The 20,394-nt window shown below is 54.5% G+C and carries 25 protein-coding genes; 20 read left to right on the top strand and 5 right to left on the bottom strand.

Translation table 11 applies throughout. From position 1 onward, the window contains the following. Positions 1-313 precede the first annotated feature (313 nt). The 4 genes from fliD (at position 314) to amyA (ending at position 4,070) form a co-directional block, all read left to right on the top strand. A complete protein-coding gene (fliD, locus tag HV157_RS24160) occupies positions 314-1,732 on the top strand; it encodes a flagellar filament capping protein FliD (protein WP_182269052.1) in 1,419 nt (472 codons plus the stop codon). A gap of 13 nt (positions 1,733-1,745) precedes the next feature. Beyond that, positions 1,746-2,150: a flagellar export chaperone FliS gene (gene fliS / locus HV157_RS24155; protein ID WP_113656022.1), complete on the top strand. Its 405-nt coding sequence runs from the start codon at positions 1,746-1,748 to the stop codon at positions 2,148-2,150. Positions 2,151-2,155: 5 nt separating this feature from the next. After that, complete coding sequence (fliT, locus tag HV157_RS24150) at positions 2,156-2,518, top strand: flagella biosynthesis regulatory protein FliT (RefSeq protein ID WP_014170725.1); 363 nt, start codon at positions 2,156-2,158, stop codon at positions 2,516-2,518. Between the two features lie 64 nt (positions 2,519-2,582). Further along, the gene (amyA, locus tag HV157_RS24145; RefSeq protein WP_041162750.1) at positions 2,583-4,070 is read left to right on the top strand and encodes an alpha-amylase; all 1,488 of its coding nucleotides are present in this window, start codon (positions 2,583-2,585) and stop codon (positions 4,068-4,070) included. A 64-nt stretch (positions 4,071-4,134) separates the two neighbouring features. On the opposite strand, the gene yedD is transcribed toward amyA, so the two are convergent. Both yedD and fliE read right to left on the bottom strand, forming a co-directional pair. Further along, positions 4,135-4,548, bottom strand: coding sequence for a lipoprotein YedD (gene yedD / locus HV157_RS24140; protein ID WP_020883340.1), 414 nt, complete (start codon positions 4,546-4,548; stop codon positions 4,135-4,137). 74 nt (positions 4,549-4,622) lie between these two features. Beyond that, complete coding sequence (gene fliE, locus HV157_RS24135) at positions 4,623-4,934, bottom strand: flagellar hook-basal body complex protein FliE (RefSeq protein WP_014170728.1); 312 nt, start codon at positions 4,932-4,934, stop codon at positions 4,623-4,625. A gap of 228 nt (positions 4,935-5,162) precedes the next feature. Between fliE and fliF the strand changes: the two genes are divergently transcribed. From fliF to rcsA, 14 genes are all read left to right on the top strand, one after another. After that, positions 5,163-6,842: a flagellar basal-body MS-ring/collar protein FliF gene (fliF, locus tag HV157_RS24130; RefSeq protein ID WP_182269051.1), complete on the top strand. Its 1,680-nt coding sequence runs from the start codon at positions 5,163-5,165 to the stop codon at positions 6,840-6,842. Then, entirely contained in the window at positions 6,835-7,833 is a 999-nt protein-coding gene (gene fliG / locus HV157_RS24125) for a flagellar motor switch protein FliG (protein ID WP_014170730.1), read from the top strand. Before fliF ends, fliG begins: the two co-directional genes overlap by 8 nt. Continuing rightward, entirely contained in the window at positions 7,826-8,533 is a 708-nt protein-coding gene (fliH, locus tag HV157_RS24120) for a flagellar assembly protein FliH (RefSeq protein WP_032678466.1), read from the top strand. Before fliG ends, fliH begins: the two co-directional genes overlap by 8 nt. Next, positions 8,533-9,882: a flagellar protein export ATPase FliI gene (gene fliI, locus HV157_RS24115; RefSeq protein WP_182269050.1), complete on the top strand. Its 1,350-nt coding sequence runs from the start codon at positions 8,533-8,535 to the stop codon at positions 9,880-9,882. The genes fliH and fliI overlap by 1 nt, the downstream gene beginning before the upstream one ends. A 21-nt stretch (positions 9,883-9,903) precedes the next feature. Beyond that, positions 9,904-10,347: a flagellar export protein FliJ gene (fliJ, locus tag HV157_RS24110; protein WP_014170734.1), complete on the top strand. Its 444-nt coding sequence runs from the start codon at positions 9,904-9,906 to the stop codon at positions 10,345-10,347. Further along, positions 10,344-11,582, top strand: a complete 1,239-nt coding sequence (gene fliK / locus HV157_RS24105) for a flagellar hook length control protein FliK (RefSeq protein ID WP_182269049.1) — start codon at positions 10,344-10,346, stop codon at positions 11,580-11,582. Before fliJ ends, fliK begins: the two co-directional genes overlap by 4 nt. A gap of 106 nt (positions 11,583-11,688) precedes the next feature. Next, the gene (fliL, locus tag HV157_RS24100) at positions 11,689-12,159 is read left to right on the top strand and encodes a flagellar basal body-associated protein FliL (RefSeq protein ID WP_020883336.1); all 471 of its coding nucleotides are present in this window, start codon (positions 11,689-11,691) and stop codon (positions 12,157-12,159) included. 4 nt (positions 12,160-12,163) lie between these two features. Beyond that, positions 12,164-13,168 (top strand): flagellar motor switch protein FliM, encoded by a 1,005-nt coding sequence (gene fliM / locus HV157_RS24095; RefSeq protein ID WP_014170737.1) that lies wholly within the window; start codon positions 12,164-12,166, stop codon positions 13,166-13,168. Continuing rightward, positions 13,165-13,578: a flagellar motor switch protein FliN gene (fliN, locus tag HV157_RS24090; RefSeq protein WP_014170738.1), complete on the top strand. Its 414-nt coding sequence runs from the start codon at positions 13,165-13,167 to the stop codon at positions 13,576-13,578. Before fliM ends, fliN begins: the two co-directional genes overlap by 4 nt. A 2-nt stretch (positions 13,579-13,580) precedes the next feature. Further along, a complete protein-coding gene (fliO, locus tag HV157_RS24085) occupies positions 13,581-13,955 on the top strand; it encodes a flagellar biosynthetic protein FliO (RefSeq protein ID WP_025203802.1) in 375 nt (124 codons plus the stop codon). After that, a complete protein-coding gene (fliP, locus tag HV157_RS24080) occupies positions 13,955-14,692 on the top strand; it encodes a flagellar type III secretion system pore protein FliP (RefSeq protein ID WP_008500316.1) in 738 nt (245 codons plus the stop codon). The genes fliO and fliP overlap by 1 nt, the downstream gene beginning before the upstream one ends. Before the next feature lie 9 nt (positions 14,693-14,701). Continuing rightward, positions 14,702-14,971, top strand: a complete 270-nt coding sequence (gene fliQ / locus HV157_RS24075; RefSeq protein ID WP_008500315.1) for a flagellar biosynthesis protein FliQ — start codon at positions 14,702-14,704, stop codon at positions 14,969-14,971. Positions 14,972-14,978: 7 nt separating this feature from the next. Beyond that, positions 14,979-15,764 (top strand): flagellar biosynthetic protein FliR, encoded by a 786-nt coding sequence (gene fliR / locus HV157_RS24070; RefSeq protein ID WP_020883334.1) that lies wholly within the window; start codon positions 14,979-14,981, stop codon positions 15,762-15,764. Between the two features lie 294 nt (positions 15,765-16,058). Beyond that, entirely contained in the window at positions 16,059-16,682 is a 624-nt protein-coding gene (gene rcsA, locus HV157_RS24065; RefSeq protein WP_008500313.1) for a transcriptional regulator RcsA, read from the top strand. Between the two features lie 104 nt (positions 16,683-16,786). Here rcsA and dsrB read toward each other — a convergent pair whose 3' ends face one another. After that, a complete protein-coding gene (dsrB, locus tag HV157_RS24060; RefSeq protein ID WP_020883333.1) occupies positions 16,787-16,975 on the bottom strand; it encodes a protein DsrB in 189 nt (62 codons plus the stop codon). Positions 16,976-17,104: 129 nt separating this feature from the next. On the opposite strand from dsrB, the gene yodD reads away from it, so the two are divergent. Together yodD and HV157_RS24050 are read left to right on the top strand one after the other, a co-directional pair. Further along, entirely contained in the window at positions 17,105-17,332 is a 228-nt protein-coding gene (yodD, locus tag HV157_RS24055) for a YodD family peroxide/acid resistance protein (protein WP_008500310.1), read from the top strand. A gap of 302 nt (positions 17,333-17,634) precedes the next feature. Continuing rightward, positions 17,635-18,435: a mannosyl-3-phosphoglycerate phosphatase-related protein gene (locus HV157_RS24050; RefSeq protein WP_044857332.1), complete on the top strand. Its 801-nt coding sequence runs from the start codon at positions 17,635-17,637 to the stop codon at positions 18,433-18,435. Here HV157_RS24050 and dgcQ read toward each other — a convergent pair. Continuing rightward, entirely contained in the window at positions 18,420-20,120 is a 1,701-nt protein-coding gene (gene dgcQ, locus HV157_RS24045) for a cellulose biosynthesis regulator diguanylate cyclase DgcQ (RefSeq protein WP_032678471.1), read from the bottom strand. The genes HV157_RS24050 and dgcQ overlap by 16 nt on opposite strands. Positions 20,121-20,193: 73 nt before the next feature. Further along, on the bottom strand, positions 20,194-20,376 hold the full coding sequence (locus HV157_RS24040; RefSeq protein WP_014170745.1) for a DUF2158 domain-containing protein: 183 nt from the start codon (positions 20,374-20,376) through the stop codon (positions 20,194-20,196). Positions 20,377-20,394: the final 18 nt, after the last annotated feature.

Raw genomic sequence — 20,394 nt, 5'->3', positions numbered from 1 at the left:
CGTCTCTCACCGTCAACAAGGTTATCGACGCTCGAACAGCAGACTTTAGAAAATATCGAAGAAAATATTTAATTGTTTGTTTTATAAAGATTTATTTTGCACTAAAGCGGCTACAGAGTGCATGATGAATAAAAGATTAACGCAAAAAATCACCGTCTTATTCTCTTCGGTATATTTCTTCGTCATGCGCCCTGTTGATTTAAAACGCGTCATTTAGGTCGCTTATTCAGCGATATATTTTTTAAGCTTGCCGTAAACTTTTCGTCGAACGGGCCGATAAACGACTGAAACATCCATTAAGAAGGAACACTACATGGCGACTATCAGTAATCTCGGGGTGGGCATGCCCGGCCTGTCAGATCTGTACGATAAGCTGCAGGCAGCAGAAGAAACAAAATTGACGGCTATTGCCAAGCAAAAAACCACCTACGACGCGCAGATTACCGGTTACGGCAAATTACAAAGCGCCCTGACGAATCTGCAAACCGCAGCTGCTAAGCTCGCAAAAACAGATACGTGGAACTCAACCTCCATTAGCAGCACCAATACTGCTTTTTCGGCTATCAGTACCTCCGGCGCTAACGTTGGTGATGTGACAGTCAACGTGAGCAAGATTGCTAAAGGCCAGGTGCTGACAACCACACCAGGCACTATCGACAGCAATACTAAGCAGTTAGGTGGCACCACGGGCACCAACAGCCGAACCATTACCATTACCCAGGCAGGCGCTGACAGTAAACCACTGACGGTAACCCTGGCCGATGGCGATACCTCCCTGAACGGGATCGCTAAAGCCATTAATGCTGCCAACGGCAGTGTCTCGGCAAGTGTGGTGAAAGCGGATGATGGCGACTATCGTCTGATGCTGACCTCCAAAACCACCGGTACCGATTCTGATATGACGGTAACAGTGACCGGCGACGATACGCTGAAAGGCATCATTGGCAGTGGCGCGCTTACCGAACAGGTAAAATCACAAAATGCCGTCGTTAACGTCAACGGTATCCAGATTGTCCGCCAGACCAATACCGTCACTGACGCCATTCCAGGGGTAACATTAACCCTGAAAGCACAGAGCACAGCCGATGAAACCCTGACCGTAACCCGCTCTACTGACGATAACAAAAAAGCCATTACAGAATGGGTAACTGCCTATAACTCTCTGCAGTCCACCATTGCCTCATTGACGAAATATGAGCCACCTGCGGTGGGTGCAACCGCCCAGTCTTCGAATAACGGCGTACTGATGGGTGACAGTACTATCCGCGGAGTACAATCCGATCTGCGTGCTTTATTTACCAATGTGCAGAGCGGTTCCTATGCCATTATGGCCCAACTTGGCATCACACAGGACCCGGTCAAAGGCGCGGACGGCGCGGTTGGCAACCTGAAAATTGATGATAAGAAATTAACCAAGATCCTCACGGACGATCCGGCTGGTGTACAGGCCTATTTTGTGGGTGACGGGAAAACGACCGGTTTCGCTACCCAGATGAATAACAAGCTAACCGATATGCTTAGCACGTCTGTCGGCAAAGAAGGCGTTATTCAGAATGCGAAGGACGGTATTAACGCCACGCTCAAATCCATCGGCAAACGTTACGACGCGATGGAATTGACGATTGAAGCCACGATGGCGCGCTATAAAAAGCAATTTAACGATTTAGATAAGCTGGTCACTAAATTCAATGGTACGGCCACTTATTTGACCCAACAGTTCAGCAGTAAGTAAGAAAGGAAACGATATGTATAGCAAATCTGGTGTACAAGCCTATCAGCAGGTAGGTCTTGAATCTGCTGTCTTGAGTGCCAGCCCGCACCAGTTGGTTGTCATGTTGTTCGACGGTATCCATAGCGCGCTTATCCGGGCGCGCCTTTTCCTTGAGCAGGGGGACATCCCGGCAAAAGGAGAGGCCCTGTCTAAGGCCATTAATATTATCGAAAATGGCCTTAAGGCTGGGTTAAATATGGAGGTGGGAGGAGAACTCCCCCGCAACCTTTCTGCGCTTTACGACTATATGGTACGCCGTTTGTTACATGCCAATCTGCGCAATGACATCGAAGCTATTACCGAAGTCGAGGCTCTGCTGCTCAATATTTCCGACGCCTGGAAGCAAATCGGCCCGGGTTATACTCCCAAGCAGGATTAACTTTAATGAACGACTCCAGCTTATCCCTTAAAAAGTGGCATGCTCTTTATGCGCTTAGCAATACAATGCTGAGCCTTGCTCAATCCGGGAAATGGGATGAGCTCATCGAACAGGAGGTTGCATACGTTTCGCTGGTTGAAGAGATCAGCACGACTCCTTTTCCACCCGACAGCAAACACATCCAGGATCAGGCGATGGTGATACTGAATCAGGTGCTGCAGAATGAACTCCTCCTCAAGGATTTGTTGCAGGAAAGAATGAGTGAGTTGAGCGGTCTTATTGCCCAAACCAACAAGCAAAAAAACGTTAACGTTACCTACGGGAAGTTGTCAGGCAACATATTATTTCCCGGAGAGATGAATCATTAATTCACATTAGCGATTCTTGATCCATACTCCAGAAGTCTGCCAAACGGCTTCTGGAGCACGGACGATGAAAAACCCCACCCTGTTACAATGTTTTCACTGGTATTACCCTGCGGGCGGTGAATTGTGGCGAGAGGTCACGGCGTTAGCCCCCAATCTTAACGAAATCGGCATCAATATGATCTGGTTGCCGCCAGCCTGTAAAGGCGCATCCGGCGGGTACTCGGTCGGATACGACACTTACGATCTTTTCGACCTCGGTGAGTTTGACCAGAAAGGCAGCGTCGCCACCAAGTACGGTGACAAAGCTCAGCTACTGGAGGCCATCGACGCACTCAAAAGTAATGAGATCGCCGTCCTTCTTGATGTGGTGGTTAACCACAAAATGGGCGCAGACGAGAAAGAACCCGTCCGCGTTCAGCGCGTCAACGAACAGGATCGCACGCAGATCGACGATGAGATCATTGAGTGTGAAGCCTGGACACGCTACACCTTCCCTGCCCGTGCCGGGCAATATTCGCAGTTTATCTGGGATTACAAATGCTTCAGCGGCGTCGACCATATTGAAAACCCCGATGAAGACGGCATTTTTAAAATCGTCAACGACTACACCGGTGAAGGCTGGAACGACCAGGTTGATGATGAGATGGGTAATTTTGATTACCTGATGGGCGAAAACATTGATTTTCGCAACCATGCCGTCACCGAGGAGATCAAATACTGGGCCCGCTGGGTCATGGAACAAACTGGCTGTGACGGTTTTCGTCTGGACGCCGTCAAACACATTCCCGCCTGGTTTTATAAGGAGTGGATTGAGCACGTTCAGGAAGTCGCAACGCAACCGTTGTTTATCGTGGCGGAATACTGGTCCCACGAAGTGGATAAACTGCAGGCCTATATTGACCAGGTCGATGGCAAGACGATGCTGTTCGATGCCCCCCTGCAGATGAAATTCCACGAAGCATCGCGCCAGGGTCGGGAATACGACATGAGCCAAATCTTTACCGGCACCCTGGTCGAAGCCGATCCGTTCCATGCAGTAACTCTGGTTGCCAACCATGACACTCAGCCTTTGCAGGCACTGGAAGCGCCGGTTGAAGCGTGGTTTAAACCGCTGGCCTATGCCCTGATCCTGCTGCGTGAAAACGGAGTGCCCAGCGTCTTTTATCCGGATTTATTCGGTGCCAGCTATGACGATACGGGCGGTGACGGCGAAACCTACCATATTGATATGCCGGTCATCGAGCAGCTTCACGAGCTGATCCTCGCCCGCCAGCGTTTTGCCCACGGCGTGCAGACGCTGTTCTTCGATCACCCAAACTGTATCGCCTTCAGCCGCAGCGGCACCGAAGACGATCCTGGCTGTGTGGTGGTGATGTCGAATGGCGATGACGGCGAGAAAGTGATTTGTCTGGGTGAAAACTACGGCAACAAAACGTGGCGTGATTTTCTCGGCAATCGCGAAGAAACGGTCATTACCGCGGCGGATGGCGAAGGCACCTTTACCTGCAAAGGTGGAAGCGTCAGCGTGTGGGTGATTGAGGATGCGTTGTAGTTGTAAAAGCATCTGACGTGAATTGAATGCCGGGTCAGGCGAAGCTGCCACCCGGCAACATGCACTACGGAAGTTTACTCTCCAGCGGATTTTTGCTCAGATAATCTGCGCACTCTACCGTCGGGCGATCGACCTTCTGTAGCTCCATACCATCATACTCAAGAACAGAGCCATCGCGCTCCAGCGGATAAATATCCAGCTTGCGGGTGACGTTATAATAACTGTCTGAACGCAGCATGATTTTACCCGGTACAGCGATCACGCGCTGCCACTGACGGCAGTCCAGCGTATCGCCCTCCTCCGTCACCACCAGCGTGGCAATCGCCTCTGGGCTCACCATTTTGCTCTGCGGCCCTTTTGACTGCCAGTACCCTGCCAGATGCGCCGGGACGGGGTGTTTGATCACTTCCTGATAGTTATCCACCTGAACGCACCCGGTCAGTGCCAGCAGCGCGCCAGCAATTGCTATTTTTTTCATCATCTTTCCTGCATTCGAAGAAAAAAATATTGTGGCATTAAAGCGCTTGGGCTGCCAGCGAAGATCGACGGGGCTTAAACTTGCATCCCCATCACTTCCTGATAAGCAGACACAAGCTTATTACGCACCTGAATCCCCATCTGCAAGGAAACCGAGGCTTTTTGCAAATCGGTCATCACATCATTCAGTGCCACGCCCGGCTCGCCGAGGGTGAACTTCTCCGCCTGAGTACGTGCGGCGGTCTGGGTATCGCTGATACGGTCAAGCGCGGCGTGCAGTTGTCCTGCAAAACTGATGCTCGGTTGTTCTGCCACATTCTGATTACGGGCCGTCATCGCCGTTGCCTGCAACTGACTGATCACCCCTTCAATACCCTGTATAGCCATGACTCTCCCCTGAATGGTTTTTTACGGGGTCAAGACTAACAGCTTGTCAATAAGATAATGGCGGTAAATAGCGTGAAAAAACCAGGTTATTTGACGCATAGAAAATCCTGAATCATCAAATAATGGCAGGGCCATCAATATGGAACTTTTGTCGTGTTTGCCGACCCGGGAGTCAGTTTTGTTTCTCTACACGAATAACGTAAACCACCAGGATTTAAGAGGTGCGCAATGAGTGCAACAGCATCGACAGCGCCACAAAATAAATCACTCGAGTGGATGAACCGCCTTCGCGCGAATCCTAAAATCCCGTTGATCGTGGCAGGCGCTGCCGCAATTGCGATCCTTGTAGCGATGGTCTTGTGGGCGAAAAGCCCTGATTACCGCACGCTTTACAGTAACCTTTCCGATCAGGATGGCGGTGCCATCGTCACCCAGCTTACCCAGATGAACATCCCTTATCGCTTTGCGGATAACGGCGGTGCGCTGGAGGTACCGGCTGATAAGGTGCACGAACTTCGTCTGCGCCTGGCGCAACAGGGACTGCCAAAGGGCGGTGCGGTAGGTTTTGAACTGTTGGATCAGGAAAAATTCGGTATCAGTCAGTTCAGCGAGCAGGTGAACTACCAGCGTGCGCTGGAAGGTGAGCTGGCCCGTACGATTGAAACATTGGGTCCGGTGAAGAGTGCACGTGTGCACCTGGCCATGCCTAAACCCTCCCTGTTTGTCCGCGAGCAGAAATCCCCGTCGGCCTCCGTCACCGTTAACCTCCAGCCTGGCCGTGCAATGGATGAAGGACAAATCAGCGCGGTGACCCATCTGGTCTCCAGCGCCGTTGCCGGTCTCCCGCCGGGTAACGTGACGCTGGTTGATCAAAGTGGTCATCTGCTGACCCAGTCCAATACCGCAGGCCGCGATCTGAATGACGCGCAGTTGAAATATGCCGCGGATGTGGAAGGTCGCGTGCAGCGCCGCATCGAAGCCATCCTTGGCCCGGTCGTCGGTAACAGCAACGTGCATGCACAGGTAACCGCGCAAATTGACTTCTCTAATAAAGAGCAGACCGAAGAGCAATACAGCCCGAATGGCAACCCGGCTCAGGCGGTAATGCGCTCTCGTCAGGTCAATGAAAACGAACAGGTTGGCGGCGCATACCCAGGCGGTGTGCCGGGCGCACTGTCTAACCAGCCAGCACCGGCTAACGCGGCGCCAATCTCAACGCCACCGGCTAATCAGCAGAACGGTCAGCAAACGAATCAGCAGACCACATCAACAGCCAGCACCGCCGGTCCGCGTACCAGCAGTCGTAACGAAACCACCAACTACGAAGTGGACCGTACCATCCGCCACACCAAACTGAATGTGGGCGATGTACAGCGTCTGTCGGTTGCGGTGGTGGTGAACTACAAAACGCTGGCGGATGGCAAACCGTTGCCGTTGACCGCCGAGCAGATGAAACAGATTGAAGACCTGACCCGTGAAGCGATGGGTTACTCCGAGAAGCGCGGCGACACGCTCAACGTGGTGAACTCACCGTTCAACTCGGTTGAAGAGTCAGGTGGCGAACTGCCGTTCTGGCAACAGCAGGCGTTTATCGATCAGCTGCTGTCCGCAGGTCGCTGGCTGCTGGTTCTGATTGTCGCGTGGCTGCTGTGGCGTAAGGGCATTCGTCCTCAGCTCCTGCGTCGTGCTGAAGCTGAAAAAGCGGCGCGCGAACAGGTCAGTACCCGTCAGGAAGTGGAAGATGCGGTTGAAGTTCGCCTCAGCAAAGACGAACAGATGCAGCAACGCCGTGCTAACCAGCGTATGGGCGCCGAGGTCATGAGCCAGCGCATTCGCGAAATGTCAGATAACGATCCGCGCGTCGTGGCGCTGGTCATCCGCCAGTGGATGGGTAACGAACATGAGTAACACGCTTTCAGGCACCGATAAAAGCGTCATCCTGCTGATGACCATTGGCGAAGACCGTGCGGCCGAGGTGTTCAAACACCTCTCCCAGCGCGAAGTACAGATTCTCAGTGCGGCTATGGCAAACGTACGCCAGATCTCTAACAAACAGCTGACGGAAGTGCTGTCTGAATTTGAGCAGGAAGCCGAACAGTTTGCTGCGCTCAACGTCAACGCCAACGACTATCTGCGCTCCGTGCTGGTCAAGGCGCTGGGCGAAGAGCGTGCTGCCAGCCTGCTGGAAGACATTCTGGAAACGCGCGATACCGCCAGCGGTATTGAGACGCTCAACTTTATGGAGCCGCAGAGTGCCGCCGACCTTATCCGCGACGAGCACCCGCAGATTATCGCCACCATTCTTGTCCACCTCAAACGTGGCCAGGCGGCCGATATTCTGGCGTTGTTCGAAGAGCGCCTGCGTCACGATGTGATGCTGCGTATCGCGACCTTCGGTGGTGTCCAGCCAGCCGCGCTGGCGGAGCTGACCGAAGTGCTGAACAACCTGCTCGATGGACAGAACCTCAAGCGCAGCAAAATGGGTGGCGTGAGAACGGCGGCAGAGATCATCAACCTGATGAAAACGCAGCAGGAAGAAGCGGTCATTACCGCCGTTCGCGAATTCGACGGCGAGCTGGCACAGAAAATTATCGACGAGATGTTCCTGTTCGAAAACCTGGTCGAAGTGGACGATCGCAGCATCCAGCGCCTCCTCCAGGAAGTGGACTCCGAGTCGCTGCTTATCGCCCTCAAAGGTGCCGAGCAGCCGCTGCGCGAGAAGTTCCTGCGCAACATGTCTCAGCGTGCGGCAGATATCCTGCGCGACGACCTTGCCAACCGTGGCCCGGTTCGTCTGTCTCAGGTGGAAAACGAACAGAAAGCCATCCTGCTTATCGTTCGTCGTCTGGCGGAAACCGGCGAGATGGTGATTGGCAGCGGAGACGACACCTATGTCTAATGAACTGCCGTGGAAGCGCTGGACGCCCGACGATCTGGCGCCTCCCCTGTCAGAGTTCACACCCGCCGTGCTGTCGCCCGAAGAGGGCGACCCGGATGTCGAGCAGCCTGAGCTGAGCGAAGAAGAGCAGCGCGCGCAGATGCTGGCCCAGCTGCAGATGCAGGCCCATGAGCAGGGCTACACGGCTGGCCTGAACGAAGGACGCCAGAAAGGCCACGATCAGGGGTATCAGGAAGGTCTGGCCAAAGGGTTAGAACACGGCATTGAACAGGCGCGCCAGCAACAGGCTCCACTTCACGCCCGTATGCAGCAGCTGGTCAGCGAGTTTCAGCACACGCTGGATGCGCTGGACAGCGTCATTGCCTCAAGGCTGATGCAGATGGCGCTGGAAGCCGCCCGTCAGGTGATCGGCCACGCGCCGGCGGTGGACAACACCGCGCTGATTAAACAAATTCAGGGCCTGCTTCAGCAGGAGCCGCTGTTCAGTGGGAAACCGCAGCTGCGCGTGCATCCGGACGACCTCCAGCGCGTGGAAGAGAGTCTGGGCGCGACGCTGAGCCTGCACGGCTGGCGTCTGCGCGGCGACCCGTCGCTGCATCACGGAGGCTGCAAGGTCTCTGCCGATGAAGGCGACCTGGATGCCAGCGTTGCGACCCGCTGGCAGGAACTGTGCCGCCTGGCAGCACCGGGAGTCGTCTGATGACTGCACGCCTCACCCGCTGGCTCAACACGCTCGATAATTTTGAAGCGAAGATGACGCAGCTGCCGTCCGTTCGCCGTTACGGACGACTCACGCGTGCCACCGGCCTGCAGCTTCCGCTGGGAGCCACCTGCGTGATTGAGCGTCAGGATGGACTAGAGACGCGTGAAGTTGAGAGCGAAGTCGTCGGCTTTAATGGCCAGCGCCTGTTCCTGATGCCCCTTGAAGAAGTTGAAGGCATCCTGCCCGGGGCGCGCGTGTATGCGAAAAACATCAGCGGCGATGGACTGCAAAGCGGGAAACAGCTCCCGCTTGGCCCTGCCCTGCTTGGCCGCGTACTGGACGGAAGCGGTAAACCGCTGGACGGTCTGCCCTCGCCGGACACCACCGAAACCGGCGCGCTGATCACCCAGCCGTTTAACCCCCTTCAGCGTACCGCCATCGAACATGTCCTCGACACCGGCGTGCGCCCGATTAACGCCCTGCTGACCGTAGGCCGCGGGCAGCGTATGGGCCTGTTTGCCGGCTCAGGGGTGGGTAAATCCGTCCTGCTTGGCATGATGGCACGTTACACCCAGGCCGATGTCATCGTCGTGGGTCTGATCGGTGAACGTGGTCGCGAAGTAAAAGACTTTATTGAAAACATTCTCGGTGCAGAAGGCCGTGCCCGCTCGGTGGTCATCGCCGCACCGGCGGATGTCTCACCGTTACTGCGTATGCAGGGTGCTGCGTATGCCACCCGTATCGCGGAAGATTTCCGTGACCGCGGCCAGCACGTGCTGCTGATTATGGACTCCCTGACCCGCTATGCGATGGCGCAGCGTGAAATCGCTCTCGCCATCGGAGAACCTCCGGCGACCAAAGGTTATCCGCCTTCGGTCTTTGCCAAGCTCCCGGCGCTGGTCGAACGTGCAGGAAACGGCATCAGCGGCGGCGGCTCAATCACCGCTTTTTATACGGTTCTGACCGAAGGCGATGACCAGCAGGACCCGATTGCCGACTCCGCGCGTGCGATCCTCGACGGTCATATTGTGTTATCGCGCCGTCTGGCCGAAGCCGGCCACTACCCGGCAATTGATATCGAAGCATCAATCAGCCGTGCAATGACGGCATTGATCACAGAGAAGCACTACGCCCGCGTGCGTAACTTCAAACAACTCCTCTCCAGCTTCCAGCGCAACCGCGATCTGGTGAGCGTGGGGGCGTATGCCAAAGGCAGCGACCCGATGCTCGACAAAGCGATTAGCCTGTGGCCGCAGCTGGAGGCGTTTTTGCAACAAGGTATTTTTGAACGCGCCGACTGGGAAGACTCACTCCAGGCACTGGAGCTGATTTTCCCGCAGGTGTAACACAGGTGGAGGGCGAAGGTCATGGCGCAAAACAGCGCGTTATCAACGCTGAAAGATCTGGCTGAGAAAGAAGTTGATGATGCCGCATTGCAGCTTGGCGCAATGCGACGCGGGTGCCAGCAGGCTGAAGAGCAGTTGAAGATGTTAATCGACTATCAGCATGAATATCGCACCAACCTCAATACCGATATGACACAGGGCATTGGAAGCCAGCGCTGGATTAACTATCAGCAGTTTATTCAGACGCTGGAAAAGGCGATTGAACAGCATCGCCAGCAGCTTAACCAGTGGACCCAGAAAGTCGACACCGCGCTGAATTTCTGGCGCGAGAAAAAGCAGCGACTGCAGGCCTGGCAGACCTTACAGGACCGACAGATCGCGGCAACGACCCTGGCGGAAAACCGTCTGGATCAGAAGAAAATGGATGAGTTTGCCCAGCGCGCATCAATGAGGAAACCGGAATGATCACATTGCAACAACTGCTGATGACCGACAGCGACCTGTCGGGCGGCATGCAAACGGGGAAAGGCACCGACGGTGCACAAGACTTTCTTTCTCTGCTGGCAGGCGCCCTGACTGACGCAACAGGCCAGGGCAACGATGTGCCGCTGACGCTGGCTGACCTGAAAGCAGCCGGCAGTAAGCTGTCAAAAGTTGCTCAGGAAGCCGGGGGAGAGAACACCCTGCAGGCCAAAATAGCCAACCTGCTCTCGCGTCAGCCAGCCCTGACAGGCGATGAACCGACAGCAACCACCCCGCTGGAAACCCTCGTTTCCGGGCTGGTGCCGGTTTCAAAAGGTGATGCCCTGAAGACCCTGAGCGCGGTGAAAACGCAGGATGACAGCAAAAGCGAGCTGAGCGAAGAAGAGCTGGCAGGGTTGAGCGCGCTGATGGCGATGCTGCCCCACCAGCAGACGGCAACGCCGGTGGCCTCTGGCGCGACAGGCAATGGCCTGACGGCGAAATCAACGCTGAACGCTGCCGCGCTTTCGCAAAATGGTGCAGGTCAACAGTCCATGAGCACCCTGCTGGCGGGCCATGAAAAAGCGCAACAAGCGTCGACTTATCAGGCGCAGGCGCAAAACGCCGATCCGTCTCAACCGGTCAACGCACCGGCGACCCCGATCGTGGCCGCCGCCGCTGAGAAGCAGGATCTCGCCAGTTCACCCTCTTCAACAGCCCCGACCGCAACGCTTGCGCCCGTCATTTCCAGCAACGTCACCAGCCACGCTGCCGCAACCGTTGCCACGGCACCGGTATTGAGCCAGCCGCTGGGAACCCAGGAGTGGCAGCAATCCCTGAGTCAGCACATTACGTTGTTCACGAAACAGGGCCAGCAGACCGCAGAGTTGCGTCTGCACCCGGAAGATCTGGGCCAGGTCCAGATTACCCTGAAACTGGATGATAACCAGGCACAACTGCAAATGGTGTCGGCGCACAGCCACGTGCGTGCGGCCCTGGAAGCTGCACTGCCGGTCCTGCGCACGTCGCTTGCTGAGAGTGGCATTCAGCTCGCGCAAAGCAGTGTCAGCAGCGAGAGCTTTGCCGGACAGCAGCAGTCCTCCTCGCAACAGCAGCAACAGGCTTCACGTTCCGGTAATACCGGCGGTTTTAATGAGGAGAGCGATGAGTTACTGCCTGCCCCTGCCGCCCTGCAATCCGCGGCGCGTGGCAACGGTGCCGTAGACATCTTTGCCTAAACGCCCGAGGTAGCGTGATTATCCCCGTCTTTTCCACGCTTTGACGACAGCAGGACACGGGATAATCACCTTATTAAGCTGTACCGAAACAGGAAGCTCGTATCAGATGACTGACTCCGCGATCACCAAAAAAAGCAAGCGTTCCATCTGGATCCCGCTGCTGGTGTTAATCACGCTCGCCGCCTGCGCTACCGCGGGCTATAGTTACTGGCGTATGCAGCAGGAACCTTCTACCGCTGCGGCCAAAGCCGAACCGCCTCCTCCGCCGGCACCGGTATTCTTCCCACTGGATACCTTCACCGTGAATCTGGGTGATGCGGATCGTGTGCTGTATGTGGGTATTACGTTACGCCTGAAAGATGAAGCCACGCGTGCGCGCCTGAATGATTATCTTCCTGAAGTGCGTAGCCGTCTGCTGCTGCTGTTCTCTCGTCAGGATGCCTCAACGCTTGCTACCGATGACGGTAAGCAAAAGCTGGTCGACGCCATTAAACAGACGCTGGCGACCCCGCTGGTAAACGGTCAACCCAAGCAGGAAGTCACTGACGTTCTGTATACAGCCTTCATACTGCGGTAACGACATGGGCGACAGTATTCTTTCTCAGGCAGAAATCGACGCGCTTCTTAACGGCGACAGCGATAAGAACGATGATCCGCAACCGGGTATTGGCGGCGATAGCGATATTCGTCCCTATGATCCCAATACCCAGCGCCGCGTAGTACGTGAACGTCTGCAGGCGCTGGAGATCATTAACGAACGTTTTGCACGTCAGTTCCGTATGGGGCTGTTTAACCTGCTGCGTCGTAGCCCGGATATCACGGTCGGTGCGATCCGCATCCAGCCGTATCATGAGTTTGCCCGCAACCTGCCGGTGCCAACGAACCTTAACCTGATCCACCTGAAACCGCTGCGCGGCACAGGTCTGGTGGTGTTTTCGCCAAGCCTGGTGTTCATTGCGGTGGATAACCTGTTTGGTGGCGACGGGCGTTTCCCAACCAAAGTGGAAGGGCGTGAATTTACCCACACCGAGCAGCGCGTCATCAACCGCATGCTGAAGCTGGCGCTGGAATCTTACAGCGACGCATGGAAAGCGATTAACCCGCTGGAAGTGGAGTACGTACGTTCTGAGATGCAGGTGAAATTTACCAATATCACCACCTCCCCGAACGATATCGTCGTGAATACCCCGTTCCATGTGGAGATCGGTAACCTGACCGGTGAGTTCAACATCTGCCTGCCGTTCAGCATGATCGAACCGCTGCGTGAACTGCTGGTCAACCCGCCGCTGGAGAACTCACGCAACGAAGATCAGAACTGGCGTGAAAACCTGGTACGTCAGGTTCAGCATTCTCAGCTTGAGCTGGTGGCGAGCTTCGCGGATATCCCGCTGCGCTTATCCCAGATCCTGAAATTACAACCCGGCGATGTTTTGCCGATAGAAAAACCCGACCGCATTATTGCCCATGTGGATGGTGTCCCCGTGCTGACAAGTCAGTACGGCACAATTAACGGTCAGTATGCGTTACGCGTTGAGCACTTGATCAACCCGATATTGAATTCGCTGAATGAGGAACAGCCCAAATGAGTGACATGAACAATCCGTCCGATGAAAACAGCGGAGCACTGGACGATCTGTGGGCTGACGCGTTAAACGAGCAAAAAACGACTCCGGCCAAAAGTGCAGCGGATGCTGTGTTCCAGCAGCTCGGCGGCGGCGATGTCAGCGGTACGCTGCAGGATATTGATCTGATTATGGATATCCCGGTTAAGCTGACCGTGGAACTGGGCCGCACCCGCATGACCATTAAAGAGCTGCTGCGTCTGACGCAGGGTTCCGTGGTGGCCCTTGACGGTCTCGCCGGCGAACCGCTGGATATTCTGATCAACGGTTATCTCATTGCCCAGGGTGAAGTCGTGGTGGTTGCCGATAAATACGGCGTGCGAATCACCGACATTATTACGCCATCTGAACGTATGCGTCGTCTGAGCCGTTAAGCATGAAAACCCAGGCAACAATATCACAGCCCTCTGCCGTTCCCGGCTCTCCGCTGCTCCAGGTGAGTGGCGCGTTGCTCGGTATTATTGCCTTTATTCTTATCGCCGCATGGCTGGCGAAGCGCTTCGGCCTGGCGGGTAAAACCGCCGGCACCCGCGGTCTGAAGGTCAGCGCCAGCACGACACTGGGGCCACGCGAGCGCGTGGTCGTTGTCGATGTGGAAGATGCACGGCTGGTGCTGGGCGTGACTGCCTCCAGCATCAACGTCTTGCATAAACTGCCGCCAGCCCCGGCAACGGGTGACGAGCGCGCAGAAGTCCCTGCGGATTTTCAGTCCGTCATGAAGAGTTTGCTTAAGCGTTCCGGGAGATCCTGATGCGCCGTTTGTTATCCCTTACGCTTGCGGGCGTCGGCCTGTTTGCCCCTGCAGTTTACGCGCAACTGCCCGGTCTGGTCTCAACCCCTCTTGCAGGCGGCGGGCAAAGCTGGTCTCTGCCGGTGCAGACGCTGGTTTTCATCACCTCGCTGACGTTTATTCCGGCGATCCTGCTGATGATGACCAGCTTCACCCGAATCATCATCGTCTTTGGCCTGCTGCGCAATGCGCTGGGCACTCCGTCCGCGCCGCCTAACCAGGTACTGCTGGGTCTGGCGCTGTTTTTAACCTTTTTCATTATGTCGCCGGTTATCGACAAGATTTATACCGACGCATACCAGCCGTTTAGCGAAGATAAAATCTCCATGCAGGAAGCGCTCGATAAAGGGGCTCAGCCGCTGCGTGAGTTTATGCTCCGCCAGACCCGGGAAGCGGACCTGGCACTCTTCGCCCGCCTGTCCAATACCGGCGAGCTTCAGGGACCGGAAGCCGTTCCGATGCGTATTCTGCTGCCTGCGTATGTCACCAGTGAGCTGAAAACGGCCTTTCAGATTGGCTTTACCATCTTTATTCCGTTCCTGATTATCGATCTGGTGATCGCCAGCGTTCTGATGGCGCTCGGGATGATGATGGTGCCCCCGGCCACCATTGCCCTGCCCTTTAAGATCATGCTCTTTGTCCTGGTCGATGGCTGGCAACTGCTGGTCAGTTCGCTGGCGCAGAGTTTCTACAGTTAAGGAGCCGTAATGACGCCAGAATCGGTCATGATGATGGGCACGGAAGCGATGAAAATCGCGATAGCCGTTGCCGCGCCGTTACTGCTTGTCGCGCTGGTGACCGGTCTGATTATCAGTATCCTGCAGGCCGCCACGCAGATTAACGAAATGACGCTGTCATTTATCCCAAAAATCATCGCCGTGTTCGTGGCGATTATCGTTGCCGGGCCGTGGATGCTGAACCTGTTGCTGGACTATATGCGCAACCTGTTTACCAATCTGCCGTACATCATCGGCTGACCCGACGATGCTGCACTTCACCAGTGACCAGTGGGTTCAATGGCTTGGCGTCTATTTCTGGCCGATGCTGCGTATCCTGGCGCTGATTACAACGGCCCCCATTCTCAGTGAGAAAACGATACCCAAGCGCGTCAAAGTGGGGCTGGGCATCATCATCACCATTATCGTCGCCCCTTCTCTCCCGCCCGTGGATATTCCGATCTTCTCGGCGAAAGCGGTGTGGGTTGCACTGCAACAGGTGATGATTGGCGTGGCCGTAGGCTTTACCATGCAGCTTGCCTTCGCGGCCGTGCGGACCGCCGGCGAACTGATTGGCCTGCAAATGGGTTTATCATTCGCCACGTTTGTGGATCCCGGCAGCCACCTCAACATGCCGGTGCTGGCGCGCATTATCGATCTGCTCGCCATGTTGCTGTTCCTGTCGTTCAACGGCCATCTGTGGCTGATCTCCATGCTGGTGGATACTTTCCATACGCTGCCGATTGGGGAAAACCCGGTGAACAGCAACGCGTTTCTGGCGCTTACGCGTGCGGCCGGGCTTGTTTTCCTGAACGGCCTGATGCTGGCGCTGCCGATTATCACCCTGCTGCTGACCGTGAACCTCGCCTTAGGGTTACTCAACCGAATGGCACCGCAGCTCTCGGTGTTCGTCATTGGTTTTCCGCTGACGCTGACGGTCGGTATTTTATTAATGTCATTACTGATGCCCCTTATCGCCCCCTTCTGTGAGCACTTATTCGGCGAGATATTCAATCTGTTAGCAGATATTGTCAGTGAGCTACCGCGTAAATAATAGCCCTCACAGTTGATATTGTCTTTCTGAGGATATTCCTAAAATAAAACGTGAAAAACATCTTCCAGGATATATCTGACGGGGTTTAATTGTTTCTAACCACCTCACAATACTTAATATTTACTTTACTTTAAGAAGATTCCTGGCAAATTATACGTAACTTTACGGGATAGTGAGTCCGCCTGAAAGTCTTTGTCATGCTCACAGGTTTATTAATTTTTTCCATCCCGTATGGCTGTTATGAGCTCTCAGGCAGATGGTGAATTATCGTTACGCATTGAGTGAGGGTATGCCATGTCAACGATCATTATGGATTTATGCAGCTACACCCGGCTAGGGTTAACCGGGTACCTGGCAAGCAGAGGGGTAAGAAAGAGAGACATCAACGATGCACACACCGTTGACGAACTCGCAGCCGCTTGTGACGAACTTAAACCAGGCGTGGTGTTTATTAATGAGGACTGTTTCATTCACGATCCAGCCAACAGTCAGCACATTAAGCAAATCATTAATCAGCATCCAAAAACCCTGTTTATTGTTTTTATGGCGATCGCGAATATCCATTTCGATGAGTATTTGTTGGTTCGTAAAAATTTATTGATCAGTTCTAAATCGATTAAACCAGAGTCGCTGGATGACATTCTGGGTGATTATTTGAATAAAGAAGTTAAAAATGTAGGAGCGGTTAACTTACCCACCCTATCATTAAGCAGGACTGAATCAAGCATGCTGCGAATGTGGATGGCAGGGCAAGGGACTATTCAGATCTCAGACCAGATGAATATTAAAGCCAAAACCGTTTCGTCACATAAAGGAAATATTAAAAGGAAAATTAAAACGCATAATAAGCAAGTGATCTATCACGTGGTACGCCTCACCGATAATGTGACGAACGGGATTTTCGTCAACATGCGTTAGTCGCTAAAAAAACCCTTTGCACCCTACCTTTGATCTCTGGCCTGGCCAGAGATTTTTGCTTCTGTGGACAGTGTCGGGCGTGCCAGTCGCCACCCGACGCCATGCTATTGCGCTTTCTCTACAAAGATGCCATCCGGGTGTCCCAGTTCGTTAAAAAACCAGATGCCGAGCGGGTAGTCTTCAAGTGATACCAGGTACATCGTGCCTTCACTAAACTCTTCAATTGCCAGGACCACACCCGGGCGGCGCGGCCCACCGTCCGTTTTAACGGTTACCCGATCGTTGACCTTCATACGTTCCTCCTCTGGTTTTGAGCCAGTGTAGAACAAAACGCCTTAACTGGCATCGCTGCCCGGTGTGAATGGCGTTTTTGTGCGCAGTCTATACTTACGGTTGGAGACGGCAAAATGAGGTACCCCGTAATGAAGACCGACAAAGAGTACAGCGACACCATCAAACGCGAGGTTGAGGTGGATGTCGATGCCCTGCTGGCCGCCATCAATGAGATCAGTGAGTCAGAAGTCCGTCGTTCAGACGACAATTCAGACAGGGTCATTGTGAACGGAAGGGATTATCACACCTACCGTGAACTGGCGGAGGCCTTCGAGCTTGATATACACGATTTTAGCGTGTCTGAAGCAAATCGTTAGGACGAAAAAAATCCCGGTCATGGGGATGGCCGGGATCAAAACTTGCTTATGCAAGAAGCACTTGAAAATTCGTTACACCAGGAAATCTGATGTACACAAAACACTATCCTCAACCATTTTGTATGACAAGCATATATTCTCATGGCGAATATAATATTTGGTACATAATAAATTTAGTTATGAGGGACAACATGCGCTGCATGCGGGTTTGGCAGGAGAGAGACCCTTTTGCCTGACTTAAGCATTAGGAATTTTTTTAGGAATATTCTTAGGTGGCAGTTTGTCAGTTATCAGGAGTCGTTATGCCTTCACTGCAGGATAGCCTGCTGATCTTTTCCGATCTCGACGGCTCGTTGCTCGATATTCATACGTACGAGTGGCAACCGGCCATGCCCTGGCTGGACACCCTCCAGGATAATCAGGTGCCGGTTATTCTCTGCAGCAGCAAGACCGCGGCAGAAATGCTGGATATCCAGCAGGATCTGGGTCTGGAGGGGTTACCCTTCATAGCTGAGAATGGCGCGGTGATTCAGCCCGACGTGCGCTGGGAGACAGGTCAACGCCACATCAGGGGGATGACGCACCGTGACATTCGACCGCTGATCGACCAGATTCGCCAGCAGCGGGGCTTTAAATTCACCACCTTTGATGACGTCGACGAACGGGTTATCAGCGAGTGGACGGGGCTGACGCGCTATCGTTCGACCCTCGCGCGCCGACACGAAGCCTCCGTCACGCTCATCTGGCGCGACAGCGATGAAAAAATGGCGCAATTTGACGCGGCGCTGGCGCAGTGCGGCCTGAAATGCCTGCAGGGAGCCCGCTTCTGGCATGTTCTGGATGCTCGCTGCGGTAAAGACGTTGCGGTTGACTGGCTGATTGAGCAGTACCGTGCGCGGGAAGGCATCGTGCCGGTCACCCTGGGGCTCGGCGATGGTCCAAATGATGCCCCGCTGCTGGACAGCGTGGACTACGCCGTGGTGATTAAGGGCATTAACCGGCAGGGCATCACGTTACGTGACGATAACCCCGCCCGGGTGTACCACACGCAACAGCCCGGACCCGCGGGCTGGCAGGAAGGGCTGGATCACTTCTTATCCTGATCGTGCCAGAACACCCGGTTGCGCCCGCACTGCTTGGCCTGATACAACCGGGCATCCGCCACTGACTGCAGCTGTTCGAAATCGTAATTGTCCTTTTCCTGGGCGCTACTGACCCCCAGTGAGGCACTGATACGCACGGTGGTACTCTTTTTCACCAGGATCTCTTTACTGTTGATGCGTGAGCGAATGCGTTCCGCAATCCCCCTCGCCTCTTCAAGCCCGCTGCCGGGCAGTACCACGCAGAACTCTTCCCCACCCACGCGTCCGGCAACATCATTCTTGCGCAGTGCGCTGCCAATCAGGCCCGCGGCATGGGAAAGCACTTTGTCCCCGGCCTGATGGCCAAAGCGATCGTTAATGCTTTTAAAATGGTCGAGATCGATTTGAATCACAGAGAACGGCAGTGACTGCTGCCGACATTTCTCCGACAGCATTTTGGCACGCTCAAACAGGGCACCACGGTTATTCAGGCGGGTGAGCGGATCGTGCCAGGCCTGCCACTGCAAAGAGTGCTGAAGCGTATACATATTGCTGACCATCCGACGGATAACCAGCCACGAGATAAGAAGCATGGCGGTGAAGAGTGCCCAGAGCAGCGCCAGCACGATACTGATACTGCCGAAGTCCCCCTTCACGCCTTCATGCAGGGTATGAACGCGTAAAATCACACCATCGAAGTGATCGAGCCGCTCCCAGCTGATAAAGCGGCTTCCGAGACGGATCCCCCCGCCAGTATCGTTCTCAATCGCGTGTGCTATCTGCGCCGTTTCGCGTTCGTCAAACCGGTTCACCAGGCTACCAGCCTCTTCTGACGTGGCAATCATATTCAGCCGAGTGTCGTACAGCTGATATTCCCCCTCTGTACGCTCTTGCGTTGCCTCTTCCAGCAGATGTTTCATGGTCTTCAATGAGAAATCCATCGCCACAACGCCATACCAGTAATGATCAAAATAGATTGGCACGCTGGCCGTGATCATCCGTTCACCACCGGTCCAGGGCGACGGGCTGGAGATAAACCAGCGCACCGCGCGAGCGCGATTGTTACGTTCAGACTGCTGGGTAAACCACGGCTGGGTAACCAGATAGTAATAGCGCTGGCTAATATCACTCGTCTGTTCAGGCGCGTCCGTCGCAAGGTAAAACCCGGCGCGAGACGCATAGATAACCCGCTCTTCACTTTGCCCCACCGAGGACGCCAGTCGGAGTAAATACCCCACTTCGAGGGCAGCAGAAATTTCATTGCTGATACGCTCAGGATCACGATTCAACAGCGTGGTTTTTTCGACGAACGCATCCGACACGCCGTTAATGGGGAGTGTGCGTTTTTTATCAACGGCGAGCTGCCAGCTGGGGCGCGTGCGAAAGGCGTTAAAGCGTGAAATCGCTTCATACAGGACATCAAAGGCCAGCGGCGTCTGGATGGCATCACGCATGCTTTTGCGGAAAAACAGCATTTTATCCACGCTGTACTGTAACTGCCGGTCCAGCGAAGTGGCTACCGTTTCCAGATGATTACGCTGGCTGGAGATATACGCATCTTCCAGTACCACCACCTCTCGCCAGGTCAGGAGCGTGGAAAATATCAGTACGATGAGAAAACAGAGATTAACAATCAACCCCGGATTGCTACGCATATGCAGCCATTGCAGAAAAGATCGTCTTACAACAAAGGTCTCGCGCTGCACACACACTCCCTGATTACTGCCCGACGCCGGATACGGAAGGTAAAAACGCCCGGCAAAGCCGGGCGTTATGTCATTAAGCCTTGTCTCGCTTGCGCTGCCCGTCTCCCGGCTGAAGCTCATCTTCACGGAACGCTTCCCGCTTGATGCTATAACCGTCGTGCCACCGGCATTCCACCATACCGCTGGAATACCCGGTGACAATCATACGTGGGCCGCCCTTCTTAGGCTTAACTTCATCACTGACCAAAAAGACCATACCTGCCTCCTGTATCAG

The sequence above is a fragment of the Enterobacter sp. RHBSTW-00318 genome, assembly GCF_014101375.1.
GTDB lineage: Bacteria > Pseudomonadota > Gammaproteobacteria > Enterobacterales > Enterobacteriaceae > Enterobacter > Enterobacter ludwigii.
This window is presented reverse-complemented; position numbering and strand designations above follow the sequence as displayed.